This is a genomic window from Planktothricoides raciborskii GIHE-MW2, from assembly GCF_040564635.1.
GTDB classification, from domain to species: Bacteria; Cyanobacteriota; Cyanobacteriia; order Cyanobacteriales; family Laspinemataceae; genus Planktothricoides; species Planktothricoides raciborskii.
Genome location: NZ_CP159837.1, coordinates 3,389,216 through 3,405,899 on the forward strand (window position 1 = coordinate 3,389,216; position 16,684 = coordinate 3,405,899).

A 16,684-nucleotide genomic window follows, 5' to 3' on the forward strand; every position below is an offset into this window, starting at 1 on the left:
TGGTTGACAGTTTACAGTAATTAGTGAATCAATTTTTGCTAGTAATCTGTGAATTAACTGTTTTATTGTTTGCTACTTTTGACGGTTGATTTTTTCTCACCCCGCGTCTCAGGAGCAATCAATCAATAACCGAATGATTTGGGCAAATTTAAGTGTTATCTAAGGGTTATAGATATCCATAAAATTTGGTGGGCATTGCCCACCCTACATAATTGAATAAATTTTTCCCCCTTGAGTTTACACAAGTTTACACAATCAGATAGTCCCGATTATTTTGGGTAATTAATCCTTGATCGATCAGGGATTGGAGGATATCAACGGTTTGAATGCGGTTGATCTGTAACCGTTCTTCAATATCTTTAATTCGCGCCGATTTTACTTGCTTCAGGTAATCATAGACTGCTTGCTGCATAGGGTCGGCGATCGCGGTCGTACTTGGGGTGGCAACGGATGGCGCGGGGGTTGCCAATAGTCCGGGGGCCGGGGGCGCCGCAGAAAGGGAGATCGGTGGCGCGATCACCTTTGGTGAGTCGGTTTGTGGGGTCTCCGGAGGGGCGATCGGTGGCCAGTCTGCCTTTGGTGGGACCGTTTCTGGGTCTTTTGGTGGGGTCTCTGGTTGTGGGGTTTGTGTCCTGGGGGTTGGGGACACTGCTGATGGAGGTTTCGTCACGGGTGCAGAGGCGATCGCTGGTGCAGTAGGCGCAGTAACTCGACTAGGGACGGGTTGAGCAAACGGGATCGATTTCGTAGGGGCGTCCCCTCTGTGGTCGCCCCCAGGATCGCCCCCTGGAGATTGTACCTGGGTTGGTGTCGGCATATAGCCCCAAACCTGATTAGACAAATTGACGCGATATTCTTTAACATTGCCCCACATTTCCGCTTGTAAAGTGGCGATTTCTTGTTGCCGCTGCCAACGTAAATTAGCAAAGCTATCGTATAAAGTTTGCAGAGTTTGCGATCGCTGCTGACGCTCGGCCAGGAAAGTTTCCTGTAACTCTTGGGCAACTTGTTGTTGTTGCCAATCAAACTCTTGCAAATAAGCGGCCACATCTGACGACAGTTGGTGCATAAACTGCTCCAAATATTCAGTCAATTCAGCTTTCATATCCATTCGCTGATAATGACATTCTTGGAGAAACTGGATCGCATAACGGTTGAGATGATAGTGAAAAGCCTGCAATACTTTTGTTTGGTCTTGAGCCATTGTCGAGCGTTCTTGGGCTATATTACTGAGAAACTGCCTAGTTTCTGCCGCCAAAATATTGGCAAACTCATCTAATGCCTGCATAAATCGCTGACTATTTTGATAGCGCTGCTCTCGACAATTGTTTAAAAATTGTTCCGTTTGCACCTGGATCTGGCTGTAATAATCACTGAGGGATTGGCGCATTTCTCGACTCATATTGACCCGGTTTTCTCGCCAAACTGCCAAATCCTCACTCACTTGTTTTTGGCGAGCCCGTAACTCTTGCTGACGCTGCTGTCTTTGGGCTTGCCATTCATTAAAAAGAGCCATAATTCCCGCCTCATAATGATTTGTCCTGGGTCCGAAAGTCTCTTGTTCTTGGTTCTTTGTCTTTTGTCAGCAATAAGCAATGACTAAGGACAAATGACCAAATAAGCAAAAAATTGCCGTTAGTTGGCTGGAACGGCAGATTGAGACGTCAAACCCACTGCCTCAGCATACTTCAAGTAAGTTTCGACGGAAGCGATGACAACCCGTGCTTCGATCGATAACAACTCGATACCGACGAGAAATACCCGTACCCAAGCATCGACCACCACCCCTTTATCAAGGATGCGATCAACAACTTCTGCCAAGCTTGAGGAAGAATTCATTTTTTCAACAGCCATGATGTTATCTCCTAAATAATCAAATTTTGAGGGTTGATTTGGCTGAATTGACTCAGCAGTGAAGACCAACTGACTGGTAAAGCCGTGATTCGTTGGCGATCTTTAAAGCTTCAGATCAGTTTTGAGTTTTTCACTGAAGACCAGTTTAGACGAAATATCCCCAGGGTTTGCACGCTCCGAGCAAAATCTTTGTTAGTGGAACTAACTCTGGGGATATACTCGCTCTCGGAGGATAGATACACTATATATATATGCGTGAGATTCGGAAGAGCGCAAAAGCAGAGGCCAATAGGCTGAAGTGTGGCAGGGGTAAGGGTTTCAGGGGTTCCATTAGCCCCAGCCCGAATAACTGTGGTGAAAGTTGTCCATCAAGGAGGACAATTACCCGGATTTCCTGGGAACAACCCCAGGGCTAGTTAGGCAGTAGCTCCACCCGGAGACTCACTATCTACAGTGTGAAGCGGGCTTATTGGTGGTAACTCTTAACCAGATAGGGAATCCCCGAAGAGCCAATTGAGTCAGCGTAGGTCAGCGTAGGTAGGAGCGGCAGGGCTGTGAAAGTGGCACGTTCCGTTCTGAATTGGAGGTAGGAGAGGTGACTCTCCTATCGACCCCTAATAAATTTCCCAAAAATTTAACCAAAAATTTAACCATTGATCGCCTAGGGCATCTTAAACATAACCTTTGGGTTTAATCAAATAAGTCCCCCAAATGGGTTGATCGTTCTTGCCGCTGGATTTTTGGATCGCCAGACGCCAACTTTTCGCCTCTTTTTGCAATTGCAAATAAATATCAAAAGGATTACCCCGGTCAGTGATGCGACCATCGGGCAACTTAAAGGTCAAATTATAAGTGCCGCGAATATGATAGGCAATTAAATCTTGAATCACCACAGGTTCTTCATTCAGAATCACCACGCGATTAATCTCATAATCCGGGTGCTGCTTCCGGTCAAGATTGTGTTGTTTGAGATGCTCATCCAGTTCAGCTTTAGTGAGATTTAATTGCATTGTAATTGCTTGTTGCACAATTAATCTGGTCGGTTGAAATCCCCCCAGGCTGATTTGAATATTACAAGCAGAAAGCCAGCCAACTAAAACCATACTAATGATGATTTTGACGATGGATTTAACTGGCATTAAAACCATAGAAATTTCTCCGTTTATGTTCGCTGTAAATTGCTTGGGTAAATTATTTAATAATCTGAATTTTCAGCCGGTGTTTCTTCTGGTTGAGATGATGGAAATAGTTTTTGTTGCCAATCCTTAAAGACTTCGGGATTTAATTGCCAAAATCCCACCAAAGCAATGCCGCATCCCACCAAGACGATCAAAAAGAAAGTGGCGATCGCCAACCAAAGATTAGAACCATTGCGCTGGGCTTGGCTCACAGTCGAGGCAGGATTTACCTCTGCTGCCTCCGTATCATAAAGCAAAACCTTAGAAGCATCAGACATTTCGCCTTCTACCACCGTTTTATTCGGTAATTTATTCGTCTCAAAAAGCACCAGTTTTTCTGGAGAAATCCGACAACGCATCACCACAATCGAAGTATTATCATGGCCATTTTTTTGATTCGCAAAATCAATCCAAGCTTTCAGACCATCTTCAATCGATACCCGCTCATCTAATATGGGGGTGGCATATTCTGGCCAAGATTTTTCAACCCAACCATTATCACTCAAACCATCAGAACAGAGCATCAACAAGCCATCTTCTTCAATAATAAATCGTTGAATATTCGGCTTAATTAAATTACCATCTTTCGTGCCCAGTGCTTGAATCAAAGCACCCGCATCTCGACGTTGTTTAATTTGTCGATAAAAACCGCGCCCCAGGCAAACTTCTCTGGTGGTCAAATCATCATCCACCGTGAGTTGCTGGCAGTAATTTTCCGTAATCCAATAAGCGCGAGAATCCCCCACATTCACCACATATAATTCATGGCTATTCGCGAATTCTGACCCATCTGCCCTGGGTACTTTTTGGCCTAACTGCAATCCCATCACCAAAGTCGTTCCCATCCTTTGTCGGTAAGCCCGACCCTGAGCATCATTTTGGCTGGCAATGGTATTATTTACCACGCGGATCAAAGCCGCCATTTCTTCAGAGACTAAATTGGGCGGGCTAATATCAGGTTGGGCGGAAATTTCTTTGAGCAAAGTTGGGAGGGCTAATTTCAATGAATTAACCGCTAATTGACTGGCGACCTCACCCCCGTCATGGCCACCTACCCCGTCACAAACCATCACCAGGTTAGACACCAGAGAATTTGGGTTGGGCTTCGTCCCCGGTTTGGGTAAATCAGCCCTAGTGGGATAGTAGGCATCTTCATTGTGCGATCGCTCTGGTCCGGAGTCAGTGGCGCCTGCCGATCGCAATCTTAAAGGCAATTGACCGGCTAATTCTAGCAACAGTTGATTCAGTTGACGACGAATCCCATTAACTTCAGCATGGGGAGCCCGCATCAGTTTGCCTATTTCCTTGAGACGGTCAACATAATTGCCCGTAAAGTTTTGGCCGTCGGAAAGGGAAATTTTCCCGGTCCAAGTCAACCAGTGATAGCCCAAATCCTGTAAATCTGGTTTAGTCACCGAGGACTGATCCCCATAGAGTTCCAATAGCCAGACGCGCCAACCTTGGACGCGAATGTTTTTCGGTTGAAACAAACTGGTAGTCAAACCCAACTCCAATAAAGGCGTCCAGAGTTGCAGTATTTGCCAAAACCAATAAACGTGACGCACTGGGGCAGCATTGGCAAATGATTCGATCATGGTGGGGTAGAGTTGGCCTGTTTTCGGATCTACCGGCACATTTTCCAGAAGTAGCACTTGCCAATCCTGCTCTTTGACAGGACAAAACCCATAGACTTGAGGAATATGCAAGGAATGCCGATACAATTTTAGGTAAGGTAAGATCGCCTCGGGAATCTCTTGGGGCAATGTCGGGGGTTTCCCAGGGGTGGTATCTAACCAAATTTGCGGGCTGACCACATAGTAGCGATCGCCAATCGGTGAAGCTGGGGGGAATTGGGCTGCCTGGGAACCCACCGCCCACAAATACCGATAAGTCAAGGGATTTTGACAAGATGCACAATACTTTTGCCCCAAATCGTTAGCTGGGTGGGTACAAGCAGGATTGGGACAATCAATTTGCGGGCGGCTGGAACTGGTCATAAGCAGCAAAAAGTAATCACAGTAAAATTAAGACGCATCACATAAACCCGGAGGCACTCATTGCTCACAGCCAGCTTAAACTGGTGGTAGCCTTCTCTATTTTGTGCAGAAGAGTTCAGGAAAATCAACGAATTTGGCATATGTAGAACCCCAAAAAAATCGCTGCTCTGTAAAATAGAGGAAGATTCAAGATAATTTTAGCCTTTAGATGCTCTAATCAATGAATTCGGCATCTTTTGGTTAAGATTGGACAATGAGAGTGATTCAGAGATAAATATGCAAGTAATGCAAGTAATTTATGATCCATTGTAGTTTCTCGCCATGAATTTTCCCTTACTGGCTATGAGTCCTAGTGTCATTTGGTTAATTGTTGGCTTAATTTTGTGTGGGTTTGAGTTGATGTTGCCCAATGCCTTTGTGTCTATGATGATGGGTGTCAGTGCCTTGATCATGGCTGGGTTGGCGTTGGTGTTGCCAAACTTGGGCTTACAAGTGTTGGTCTGGATGGGTTTATCTGGGGTCTTGGTGTTCCGAGGTCGTCAATTCTTCATGTCTCGGCAGAAATTCGATTTGCTGGCTGACGCAAATGAGGCGGAAACTTTAACGGAAATTCCCCCAGGCAAAGTGGGTCGAGTGTTGTTTGAAGGCAATTCTTGGCAAGCACGATGTGCCGATGACCATCAGGCGATCGCGCCGAATCAAAAAGTTTATGTCATTAGTCGAGAAGGCACTACCTTGATCGTGATGCCAGAACACCTTTTGAATTCTTAACCTCAATGGCATATGGTATCTCTCTTTCTGGTCTAGTCCTTAATTTATCCTTAATTTATCCTTGATTTATTCTGGGTTAAATTAAATTAAATTGAATTGAATTGAATCAATTGTTTCTGATGTTTTTTCAAAATAATGACTTGAGAGGTTTAATATGGATATAGCACCAATTTTTTTGGCCTTCGTCATTTTTAGCGGCACGTTTCTGTTTCGGGGTTTGAAATTTATCGATCAAGGGAATGAATCTCTGGTGCAAAGCTTAGGCAAGTATAAAAGCAAACTCACTCCTGGGATGCACTGGATTAACCCTTTTTTCGATAAAATTGTTTATACGGAAACCATCCGGGAAAAAGTATTAGATATCCCCAAACAAACTTGTATCACCCGCGATAACGTTTCCATCAGCGTAGATGCAGTAGTTTATTGGCGAATTGTGGATATGGCGAGAGCCTATTACAAAGTAGAAAATTTGCTGCTGGCTATGCAGAATTTAGTTTTAACTCAAATTCGCGCCGAAATGGGTAAACTAGAATTAGATGAAACCTTTACTGCGCGTTCTGAAGTCAATGAAACCTTACTGCGAGAATTGGATTTAGCGACTGATCCTTGGGGAATAAAAGTCACTCGCGTGGAACTGCGGGATATTTTTCCCTCCAAAGCGGTACAAGACTCGATGGAATTGCAGATGACCGCCGAACGCAAACGTCGGGCAGCGATTCTCACTTCTGAGGGGGAACGGGATTCCGCGATTAACTCGGCGAAAGGAAAAGCCGAAGCCCAAGTTCTAGAAGCCGAATCTCGTAAAAAAGCCGCAATTTTAGCCGCTGAAGCGGAACAACAGGCACTCATTTTGAAAGCCGAAGCGGAACGGCAGCAACAAATTCTCAAAGCTAAAGCCACGGCGGAAGCCTTACAAATTGTGGCGCAAAAACTGGAAAATGAACCCAATGCCCGGGAGTCGCTTCAGTTTTTACTGGCGCAACAATATCTAGAAATGGGGATGAAAATTGGCAGCAGCGATAGTAGTAAGGTGATGTTTATGGATCCCCGAAGTATTCCCGCCACCTTTGAAGGACTGCGATCGATTGTTAGCGAAGAACCTTCTGACAGTGAAACGGAAATCTTTAAAAAACTGGGAAATCGTTAGCTAGAATTTAACTATCGATCGAGATTTCGGGTTCAGGCAAACGCCGATTTACGGCTGAAATATCCAGTCAGCCTTTAGCGGTCTAATGATTGGTGTCTAAAGGGATGAGGATGGATGCGATCGCCACTCGTCTTCGAGGTAATCGATCTATTGCCCCGAAGACGAGATTAATCCCTTAAATTTTGAGCGATTTTCCGCCCAGGGATGAATTGTGTGCCGCAAGATTTGTATCACTATAAACGCTCAATGCCAACGATCGCAGGAGGTTTCGCGGGTGATGAATATTAATAGATCCCTTGACCTAGGTCACTTATCTAGGAAGCATCAATCTCTATACTAACGATAGGTGCTGATGGTTCATCAGCATTTCTCTGTCACGCAGATGCGCTAAAAAGAGCGGTCATCTCTTTTACCTGGGCAATTGATTGCCACAACTGCGAGAAATTTTGCTTCATACTGAGAGAGTAAAGTTCTGTAACAGAATACCGAGAAATGTCCATTTACTCAATCGATAGTGGGGATAATCAAAAGAAGCATCTGCCAACCGACCATCTTTGTCACCGGGAGTAATTGATACTTAGCTTATGCAAAACACCTCTTTTTATTCTGGAGAAGATGACGAGCAACGAGATGCCGCCAATGTTGAGGTGGAAGATATCGATAGTTTATCTCTGGAATTTGACGAAAACTCAACGGAGTTAGAACAAGATGTCAGTAGCAATACCTTGCAACCGGCAGTTCGTTCTCGGAGCCAGGATTTAGTTCGCTTATATCTACAGGAAATTGGTCGGGTTCCCCTGTTGAGTCGAGATGAAGAAGTTGCCGAAGCCCAAAGAGTGCAACGTTATATGCAGTTGCTGGAGTTGCGGACCCAAGCAGCGCAGACAAAAGACGGCATCATGCGTCAATATGTGGAGTTGATGGATTTGCGCGATCGCCTTGCCGCCAAATTAGGGCATCAACCGCCTTTAGCGAGATGGGCTAGGGATGCCAAGCTTCAGGAAGCAGAACTGAAAAAGCTAATTGCCGTAGGCAAAGCAGCTTGGGCAAAAATTGCCGATTTAACCGTAGAGGAACTGGATCGGATCCAAACCCAAGGCATTCGGGCGAAAGAGCACATGATCAAGGCCAACCTGCGTTTAGTGGTGTCCGTAGCCAAAAAGTATCAAAATCGCGGCTTAGAACTGCTCGATTTAGTTCAGGAAGGCACCTTGGGCTTAGAACGCTCCGTAGACAAGTTTGACCCGACCAAAGGATATCGATTTAGCACCTATGCTTACTGGTGGATTCGTCAAGGGATTACTAGAGCGATCGCCACCCAAAGCCGAACGATTAGACTACCCGTTCACATTACGGAAAAACTCAACAAAATTAAAAAAGCGCAAAGGAAACTTTCTCAAGAAAAAGGCCGAACTCCCAGTATTGATGACATTGCTCGCGAATTAGGCAACAAGCCCTCAGAAGTGAGGGAAGTCTTGTTGCGTGTTCCTCGGTCGGTTTCTTTGGAAACGAAAGTGGGTAAAGAAAAAGACACCGAACTAGGAGATTTACTAGAAACCGATGAAATTTCTCCCGAAGACCTCCTCGTCCGAGAATCTTTACAGCGGGACTTAAAAGAACTCTTAGCGGATTTAAGCATTCGCGAGCGAGAGGTCATTGAAATGAGATTTGGGTTGTTAGATGGTCATCCCTATTCTCTCTCGGATGTAGGCAAGGCTTTAGAATTATCTCGCGAGCGGGTGCGTCAAATTGAAGCCAAGGCATTACAAAAATTACGCCAACCGAAGCGGCGAAATCGCGTTCGGGACTATCTGGAGTCATTAACTTGAATCCGGGCAACAACCATTCAGGGGCTGGAGAAACCGGGTAAATCCATTGATGTTTGGCCAATCTTCTGGGAAAACAATCCGAAAACACCCGGTTTCTTGGACTTTTTGACAATTCTTTAGGGATATTATCGGCGATTTCGCCTCGTCAGACGGGGAAATTTACCCGTCAATAAGCGGAAATTGTTGCAACTTTACAAATAAACAGGTATTATTCTCAATAAATATATTTTATTGAGAACTTGAGAGCGTTACTATGTCTTTTTATACAGCAAGTTCCCTGAAAGCTGAACTCAACGAGCGCGGATGGAGAATGACTCCACAGCGAGAACAGATTTTACAGGTCTTTCAGAACTTGAACAAGGGTCATCATCTCAGTGCTGAGGATTTATACCGGCTACTCCAGAGTGAAAATCAGCATATTAGTTTATCGACGATTTACCGAACCCTCAAGTTAATGGCACGGATGGGAATTCTGCGGGAACTCGAACTGGCAGAAGGACATAAGCATTATGAACTCAATCAACCTTATCCTTATCATCACCATCACCTGATTTGTGTCCGCTGTAATAAAACTATTGAGTTCAAAAGTGATTCTATTTTAAAAGTCGGCAGCAAAACGGCAAAAAAAGAAGGATATCACTTATTAGATTGTCAATTAACGATTCATGCGATTTGTCCCACTTGTCAGAGAGCTTTAATGCCTCTTTGATAATTGATAATGGATAATTGATAATTGATGGTTGATGAGTAGGAAATTATCCATTGTCCATTGTCCATTGTCCATTGTCCATTGTCCATTGTCCATTATCAATTATCGATTGGTTTGCAGATTTTAAAGATAAGCAACCCGAGCGTCAATGATCCCGCTTTGTTGTAAAAATTTCACTCGTGTTTTGGCAATGTCGTAATTGGGATAAGAACCTGCGTGAATATAGGTGCCTAATTGAGAAGGAGCCTCAAATGCGGTGGGGAAAATTTGCTGGACTTGAGCCAGAGTGATGTTACTTCTTTTGGGAATCACCACGACATATAGTTTCTCATTGAGAACTTTTTGGGTGTTGGCATCAGCTATCCCATCAGGGACAAATCCATAACCAATTTGAAATTGTTTGACGGCAGCTTCCGTTTCCGCCCCATAAATACTATCGACTACCACGTTGGGATAACCGGCGACAATGAGTCTTTTTTGCAGGTTTCTCACTTGAATGCCGCGATCGCCTCGCTTTAACGCCTGACTGCCAGCAACGGTATTGAATCCCTGACTGGGAACCGAAAAGGATGCGACTTGTGCTGCTTGCAATTGTTGCAATCTTTGATAGGTGGCGGCATCCACTTGCCCAGAGACTGAGAGTCCATTGGCTGCTTGAAAATTCCGCACGGCGACTTCCGTTAACTCCCCATAAAAACCCGTCACCGGCCCGCTGAAGTATCCCCGATTCAGCAAAGTTTGTTGCACAAATGTTACTTGCTCCCCGCGATCGCCCCGTGCTAATCTCGTTTCTGTTTGCCTGGGAATCAATGTCTGGGCGCGGACTTGTCCCAGTCGTTGCTGCAATACCTGCTGGGTGGTCAAATCAGCTACCCCATTGGCAGGCAGTCCCAAGGCATCCTGACAACGACGCACTCCCGCTTCCGTGGTGCGATCGTAAACCCCAGTGATCAACCCATCAAAACAACCAAGTGATCGCAAATCTTGTTGTAAGTAGGAAACAGACGAACCGCGATCGCCCCGACTCATGGCCCAGGAGTTGCTGGTGATACTCAGCACCAACAACATTACCCCCAGGGACGCAAAACGAATATAGGTCAAACTGGAAAGTCTGCACCCATTTAATCTCGCAAACAAGCCCTGAAACAAGCCCTGAAACAAGTCCTGAAACAAGCGATCGACAGATTCGCTGAAAGACGGATCAACCAGATCATCTTCTGCCGTTGCCTTATATGCATTAGCCAAACAGAAATAAGCAAAGTTTTCCATATCTTTTAGACCTTTTAGCCCCAAAACTAAAATTCACACTCCCCCAACCAGAGAGCGAAGAGAAAAACCCATAGTTGGGGGTGTTAGATTTTAGTTTAGTCTAAAAATCAGAATTCAGTAATGCCATCGGGCACGCTTCGCGAACGGCCAAAAAAACCCGGTTGGGGAATTAGCAATCATTGTTAGCAATCATTCGTGGCTTTTTGCTGCTGGTTAATTCCCCTGGTACGATCCATCACCGCTAACGCATCAAAGAATCCAACAATAAAGCCGCCACCACGGAAAATCCCGTAATCCCCAAAGCAATCAGCGGATTTTGCCCACTGAATACGGCAAAAGAAGTGACAACTCCAGCACCTAAACCAGCAGTCACCGCAGCGGTGAGTAAATCTCCTTGAGAATTTTTGTTGTACATATTTTTCATCCAGGGTTGAGGAAAGTGATTTTAATTGGCACATCCTAGCACCGAATTTTTTTTTGCAAAACTACTAAACCCGATTTTGCAATTAACCTTTAAATTTTGAGAATTTTCTTAACATAATAGGCTAAGTTTTGTTACTAAATCCGCTCATAACTAGGCTGGGCAAAAGCCCATTGCCAATATTTCTTGCCAATTTTTCTTAATATTTTCCAATATTTCTTAATATTTCTTTACTCAACTTAAATTTTAGGTGATGAAGAACCCAGAGAATCGAGTGTTTTTTGAGTGGAGATCGCCTGGGGATATTCCTGTAACCAAGATTTGATTAAGGATTTTAATTGTTCTCGTTCAGGGAGATTAATTCCGTTGGGATCGAAGCGATCGCGATAATAAAGCTCAACAATCCGCCGCAAATTTTCTAAGCAACTGGAATCGGGAAGCTCATTTTCTAAACGGGTAATCCATTTTTTTAACGACTCTGAGGGATGACGCATATAGCCTAAATCCGCCAAAGCTTGCTCAATTAAATCAAATTCTGTGACTTGGGCAAATAACTGGGGTTTAGATTGGCGCAATTTGGACTTTTTCGCCAACCGCAACGCCAATTTTTTGGGGGAAAATATCCGCATAAATATAACAATTAATAAGCCGAAAATCGGCAAGCCATACTTTAAGGTAGGATGCCCCATCACCCATTGGAACCAAAGAGAAAATTTAAATATAAAAAATGACCAAAAATCTCCAATAATTGCCCATTGGGACATCCGGGCATCCTCAAAACTTGTCCAATTGGCGGGAGTCGTATCAAAAGTTTGCCATTTTCCGTCTAAATACACTAAAGTCCAAGCATGAGCATGGCGACTTCTGACAATATATTGATTTTCTAATTGGCTAAATTCGTGAACGGAGTAGCCAACCGCATAACGGGTTGGTATTCCTAGCGATCGCAACAGTAAATTGGTGGCGGTGGCAAAATATTCGCAATGACCCGACCGATTTTTTAGCAAAAAGTTTGCTACAGGGGTCATGGAATTATTTTGACCAGTCAAAGCCAGGGAATAAGTGAAATTTCTTTGAAAAAATTTGTCTAATTCTGGTAATATTTCGGCGGGGGATTTCCCTTGCAGATTTAGTTGGGGCAAAATTTGCGCGATCGCGGCTTTTTCCGCCGGTGGGATATGTAAGTCATTGTCCGTTGGCGGGCTATCTTCAGATAAATTAGGAAAATTAGGATTAAATTGGACTTGGTAGGCGATCGGGCCATCCTTACCCGTCACCTTAATCGTCCCATATTGATTTTTTTCCAGTTTGCTGACGGGTAAACGATTAATTTGCCACGTTCCTTCTGGCAATTTTAATAATCCCTGACCCCCAGACAATGAGGAAAAGACGGTAATTGTTTTATCTGAATCCGGTTGACCGCTTAATTGCCAGCTTGTCCCATTTTCCTCCGCCTTTACTGGGGTAAAATTCGCCTCAGATGCCAGCCAAGTAGAAGACTGATATTTATCATAAGTTGATTCTCTGAGCAAAAATCGCTCCGGCTTATGAAAGTCAAGGGCAACTCTAAAATCAATGGCATTTGACCCTTTTAGTTCCCCAAGTGTGCCCAGATTGGTTGTTTTTTGGAAAGCATCACTTTCGCGTTCATAAGTATTATAATACCAATTAACTAGCCGGTCTTCTACGGTTAAATGAAGTTGATATAAGCCCAGATAGCCAACAAAACCGAGGATTCCTGCCAGCAAGAGTAAACTCAACCAAACCCCTGGGGCAAATCGCTGAGAACGCACCGACCAAAGGGCGATCGCTGAGAGGATAAATATACCCCCATAAAATGCGAAATTAGCAAAATTTTCCAGATTTACGGCACTGGCAGACAAAAGACAGAGGATTAAATAAAAATAGCTTAAATCTACGGTAAATTTACTAGGGTCGTCTGCCTCCATAGTTTGATCGAAGAACAGAAACAGTGTCCTCAGATCGACTTTTTCTGTCACCGAGTAAGCTTGAGCCGCTAATATGGGGAAAAATACCAGAGGAAGTAGCTGTAAAAAATTATAAATAAAATAAATTGAAGCTGAAGCATCTTTAGCCAACAGGTAAATAATTAAAACCATCACCAAAATTATGCATAAATTAGCAATCCGTCGAAAATATTTTGCGGATAAATCCCAGCGCCAATTTACCCAGCGAGAGGCTTCTAATACCGTGGAAATCGCGATCGCAAAAATCAACATTCCACTGTGCCAACCCCAGAAAAGTACCGCTGCACCGAGGAGAAAAATGGGTGTTTTCATAGTTGCATTAAATCCTCTTGAATTTTGCCCAAGCGTAAAACCTGGCATTGGGTTAAATTATCTCTAATAGAGTTAATCTCAGAATTCGGTAATTTGGTTGCGGTTTCTGATATAATTAAAATTAAGGTATTTAAACCGATACTTTTGAGATAATTGACTAACTGTTGCCGTTCATCATCCCATGAAATAAAAATACAAATACAACCACTGAGGAGGGAAACTCTTTCCAGCAAAACTGGAGTCAAAGCACTAAAAGATTTATCCTGACAAGCCACAACTGAGGCGAGAATTTCCAGCATTTTATCTGTATGGCTGAGGGAGCGACCAAAGGTAAAACAATAGGCTTCGTGACCGACAAACATTAAATCTAGTAAAGATTCTTGGGTTTGCACTTCACAAGCAAAAGAAGCAGCGATCGCGATCGCTTCTTCCAACACCTCGCTATATTTCATCGATTGAAACGTATCTAAAATCAAAGCATGGCGGACAAAAAACTCATCTTGTTCTTCTTTAACAATTGGTTTGCCCACTTTTGCCCAACTTTTCCAGTGAATTTTTCGCAGAGAATCACCGGGACGATATTCCCGCAAAGACCGAAATTCCTCCGCATCTCCCACGGAAGAAGCTAAGGCAACTCCACCGGATTGATATCTCCTGAAACCCGGAAGTTGAATCGGTGGGATTTGATATAATTTTGGTAAAACTAACAAAGATTGGGGTAAAGAAATCGTCACAGAAGCATTGAAAAGATTAAACGGATCCGGGCGAAAAACCGTCAAACCGACTAACCGAATCACTCCTCTATATAATGGTGTAATTTCGCCGATCGCTTCGGTTTTACTGTCAGGCAAAAGTGGCGGTAACTCGATGGGGTTTGCCGTTGCACATTGTTTCCTTTTCACTAACCACAGCCAGCGATAATATCCCAGGTAGCGATCCACAACATTATGGATATTTTCATTCGGTTCAGGAGTGGTTAAAAATTCTTGAAAATTCGGTCTGGGGTCAGCAAAATTTTCTAAAAGTTTCAAACCCTTTTGGGTTTGGTTCGTGCGGTTATGAATTACCAGACGATATTTGATTGTAACGCCAACTGTGGCAAATTTAGGCAGCATCCGCACTGCGTGAAAGCGAAAGCGAAACAGCCGACTAGAAACGATCGCTATGATAAAAAGCGATAACAAAAACGTAAAGATTTGCGCCGCCATACTCTGATTGGTATCGACACTCAAAACCCCAGAGCAAATCAGGCAGATTAAAACAACTAAACCATTGGGAGTTAATCGTCTTTGGCGCGATCGCTCAAAGGCCGAAAACTGTCGAAAAATATCATAAAGAAACCGTTTCATCTTTTAGCTTCATATTTTAGATATTTTAACGGGGAACCGGGATAGAATTTAGAATCTCTTGGACAACCCCAACGGCAGTTATGCCAGAAAAACGGGCTTGGGGTTCCATCACTAACCGATGAGCGATCGCATCTATAGCTAGTTCTTGGATCTGTTCAGGGGTGACAAATTCATAGCCATCAAATAACGCCAAAGCTTGAGCAATTTTCATTAAGGCAATAGAAGCTCTGGGACTCGCTCCTAATTGCACCCCTTGGGCCGATCGCGTCCCATTCACAATATCCACCACATAGCGTTTTAAAGTTTCACTAATTCTCACTGCTCTAACCTGCTGTTTCAACGCCATAATCTCCTGGATAGAAACACAAGGTTTCAGGGAGGCGATCGGCGGTTGTTGAATTTGATCCGAGAGCAGATTCACTTCATCTTCTGGGGAAATATATCCCAAAGAAAATTGCAAAGCAAACCGATCCATTTGGGCTTCGGGAAGTGGGTAAGTACCGCGAGATTCTACGGGATTTTGAGTAGCAATCACAAAAAACGGTTCTTTGAGTTTTCGCAAATTCCCATCAATACTAACTTGGGATTCTGCCATTGCTTCTAATAATGCCGATTGAGTTCGTGGAGAAGCGCGATTAATTTCATCGGCTAAGACAATATTGGCAAAAATTGGCCCTTCATGGAAATAAAAAGTCCGCTCATTGGGATCGAGCATGGAAACCCCCAAAATATCTGAGGGTAACAGGTCGGGGGTAAATTGAATCCGTTTGAAGCTGACATCTACGGAAAAAGCTAGGGCTTTTGCCAAGGTAGTTTTTCCCGTTCCTGGGTAGTCTTCTAAAAGCACATGACCACCACTAGCAAATGCCGAAAGTAACTTTCTAATAGCAGCGGATTGTCCTTTGATGACTTGGCCAATGTTGGCAGTAATTTTTTGATAAATTGCTTGGCCATAAAACTGATAATTATCTACTTGTGTTTCAGCCATTTTATGTATTAAAATACCCTCTGTGATTATATTAAAAAATTTTGCGATTTTAATCCTAATACCAATTTCAAAAATTATTTCTACAATTACGAGGTTAATTTGGGCGCAAGCATTGCGCCCCTACTGTTCTCTGCTTGAAAACGTTATAACAATATAACAAGAGAAAGTCATCATCGCTATTTTCTGTAAAAATGCCCTGGTGATGCATGGCGATCAACAGATTCAATCAGTCTGGGTTTTTTGCCGATACCAGACTGTCTGAAACCGTAGAAAATCATCGCTTTTTCCGATTAAAAAACCGATGAGGTAGACGAATTTTAATTAAATTTCAGAGTTAATTAAATTTTGGAGTATTTTTGGGTAATTTTTTGGGTATGCTGCTGGGAAGAAAATTTTAAAAATTGCGTAATAAATTTGGCTGCACAGTGATTAAATTTTCTCTGTATTACCGCCTTTGACCCAGCCTTCTTGATTAGCACCTTCTACACGCACTCTTTCCCATTCTTTATCAGAAGTGGTTTCCAATACAATGACGTTTTTATTAAAATCAACCCCGCCAATTGACTTGGCATCAAAGCTAGGGCGATCGCGCAAAATTAACCCATCTTGCCAAATCACGCGAGCCCGGTAAGTTCCCGGTGCCAAAGTTGTGGAATTGGCGCTGGAATTGCTGCTAGAATTTGCTGGCGTATTTTGTTTAGCGGCAGGAGTCGGTGAACTAGGTTTTGGCTTAACGGGTTGCTCATTGTCAAAAACTGGTCTTGGGGGCAATTCGGTTAAGCGAGTCACAAAATAAAGGCCAGCAGCAACACTACCACCGGCAAGGATCGCCAGTGCCAATATAAAACCAATCAAAAATTTGATCAAACCAG

Annotated in this window: 14 protein-coding genes; 4 read left to right on the forward strand and 10 right to left on the reverse strand. The window is 43.6% G+C overall.

Annotated elements, in window-relative coordinates; translation table 11 throughout:
* Window positions 1-247 precede the first annotated feature (247 nt).
* The 4 genes from ABWT76_RS14355 to ABWT76_RS14370 all read right to left on the reverse strand — a co-directional run bounded on the left by ABWT76_RS14355 (window position 248) and on the right by ABWT76_RS14370 (window position 5,029).
* Window positions 248-1,516 (reverse strand): hypothetical protein, encoded by a 1,269-nt coding sequence (locus ABWT76_RS14355; RefSeq protein WP_354636312.1) that lies wholly within the window; start codon window positions 1,514-1,516, stop codon window positions 248-250.
* A 119-nt stretch (window positions 1,517-1,635) separates the two neighbouring features.
* Entirely contained in the window at window positions 1,636-1,854 is a 219-nt protein-coding gene (gene gvpA / locus ABWT76_RS14360; RefSeq protein ID WP_054464971.1) for a gas vesicle structural protein GvpA, read from the reverse strand.
* 671 nt (window positions 1,855-2,525) lie between these two features.
* On the reverse strand, window positions 2,526-3,002 hold the full coding sequence (locus ABWT76_RS14365; RefSeq protein ID WP_054464970.1) for a hypothetical protein: 477 nt from the start codon (window positions 3,000-3,002) through the stop codon (window positions 2,526-2,528).
* A 47-nt stretch (window positions 3,003-3,049) separates the two neighbouring features.
* Window positions 3,050-5,029: a protein phosphatase 2C domain-containing protein gene (locus ABWT76_RS14370; protein ID WP_054464969.1), complete on the reverse strand. Its 1,980-nt coding sequence runs from the start codon at window positions 5,027-5,029 to the stop codon at window positions 3,050-3,052.
* 321 nt (window positions 5,030-5,350) lie between these two features.
* On the opposite strand from ABWT76_RS14370, the gene ABWT76_RS14375 reads away from it, so the two are divergent.
* The 4 genes from ABWT76_RS14375 to ABWT76_RS14390 all read left to right on the forward strand — a co-directional run bounded on the left by ABWT76_RS14375 (window position 5,351) and on the right by ABWT76_RS14390 (window position 9,485).
* Entirely contained in the window at window positions 5,351-5,800 is a 450-nt protein-coding gene (locus tag ABWT76_RS14375; protein WP_054464968.1) for an NfeD family protein, read from the forward strand.
* A 154-nt stretch (window positions 5,801-5,954) separates the two neighbouring features.
* On the forward strand, window positions 5,955-6,947 hold the full coding sequence (locus ABWT76_RS14380; protein ID WP_054464967.1) for an SPFH domain-containing protein: 993 nt from the start codon (window positions 5,955-5,957) through the stop codon (window positions 6,945-6,947).
* A 584-nt stretch (window positions 6,948-7,531) separates the two neighbouring features.
* Entirely contained in the window at window positions 7,532-8,776 is a 1,245-nt protein-coding gene (gene sigC / locus ABWT76_RS14385) for an RNA polymerase sigma factor SigC (protein ID WP_054464966.1), read from the forward strand.
* 253 nt (window positions 8,777-9,029) lie between these two features.
* Window positions 9,030-9,485 (forward strand): Fur family transcriptional regulator, encoded by a 456-nt coding sequence (locus ABWT76_RS14390; RefSeq protein ID WP_054464965.1) that lies wholly within the window; start codon window positions 9,030-9,032, stop codon window positions 9,483-9,485.
* 123 nt (window positions 9,486-9,608) lie between these two features.
* Here ABWT76_RS14390 and ABWT76_RS14395 read toward each other — a convergent pair whose 3' ends face one another.
* The 6 genes from ABWT76_RS14395 to ABWT76_RS14420 form a co-directional block, all read right to left on the reverse strand.
* Window positions 9,609-10,754 (reverse strand): peptidoglycan-binding protein, encoded by a 1,146-nt coding sequence (locus tag ABWT76_RS14395; RefSeq protein WP_054464964.1) that lies wholly within the window; start codon window positions 10,752-10,754, stop codon window positions 9,609-9,611.
* 241 nt (window positions 10,755-10,995) lie between these two features.
* Window positions 10,996-11,169 carry a hypothetical protein gene (locus ABWT76_RS14400; RefSeq protein WP_190877677.1) on the reverse strand — a complete coding sequence of 58 codons (174 nt, stop codon included), beginning with the start codon at window positions 11,167-11,169 and terminating at the stop codon, window positions 10,996-10,998.
* Window positions 11,170-11,414: 245 nt separating this feature from the next.
* Window positions 11,415-13,475, reverse strand: a complete 2,061-nt coding sequence (locus ABWT76_RS14405) for a transglutaminase domain-containing protein (protein ID WP_354636313.1) — start codon at window positions 13,473-13,475, stop codon at window positions 11,415-11,417.
* A complete protein-coding gene (locus tag ABWT76_RS14410) occupies window positions 13,472-14,824 on the reverse strand; it encodes a DUF58 domain-containing protein (RefSeq protein ID WP_354636314.1) in 1,353 nt (450 codons plus the stop codon). Before ABWT76_RS14410 ends, ABWT76_RS14405 begins: the two co-directional genes overlap by 4 nt.
* Before the next feature lie 25 nt (window positions 14,825-14,849).
* Window positions 14,850-15,812 carry a MoxR family ATPase gene (locus tag ABWT76_RS14415; RefSeq protein ID WP_354636315.1) on the reverse strand — a complete coding sequence of 321 codons (963 nt, stop codon included), beginning with the start codon at window positions 15,810-15,812 and terminating at the stop codon, window positions 14,850-14,852.
* Between the two features lie 429 nt (window positions 15,813-16,241).
* Complete coding sequence (locus ABWT76_RS14420) at window positions 16,242-16,667, reverse strand: SH3 domain-containing protein (RefSeq protein WP_354636316.1); 426 nt, start codon at window positions 16,665-16,667, stop codon at window positions 16,242-16,244.
* Window positions 16,668-16,684: the final 17 nt, after the last annotated feature.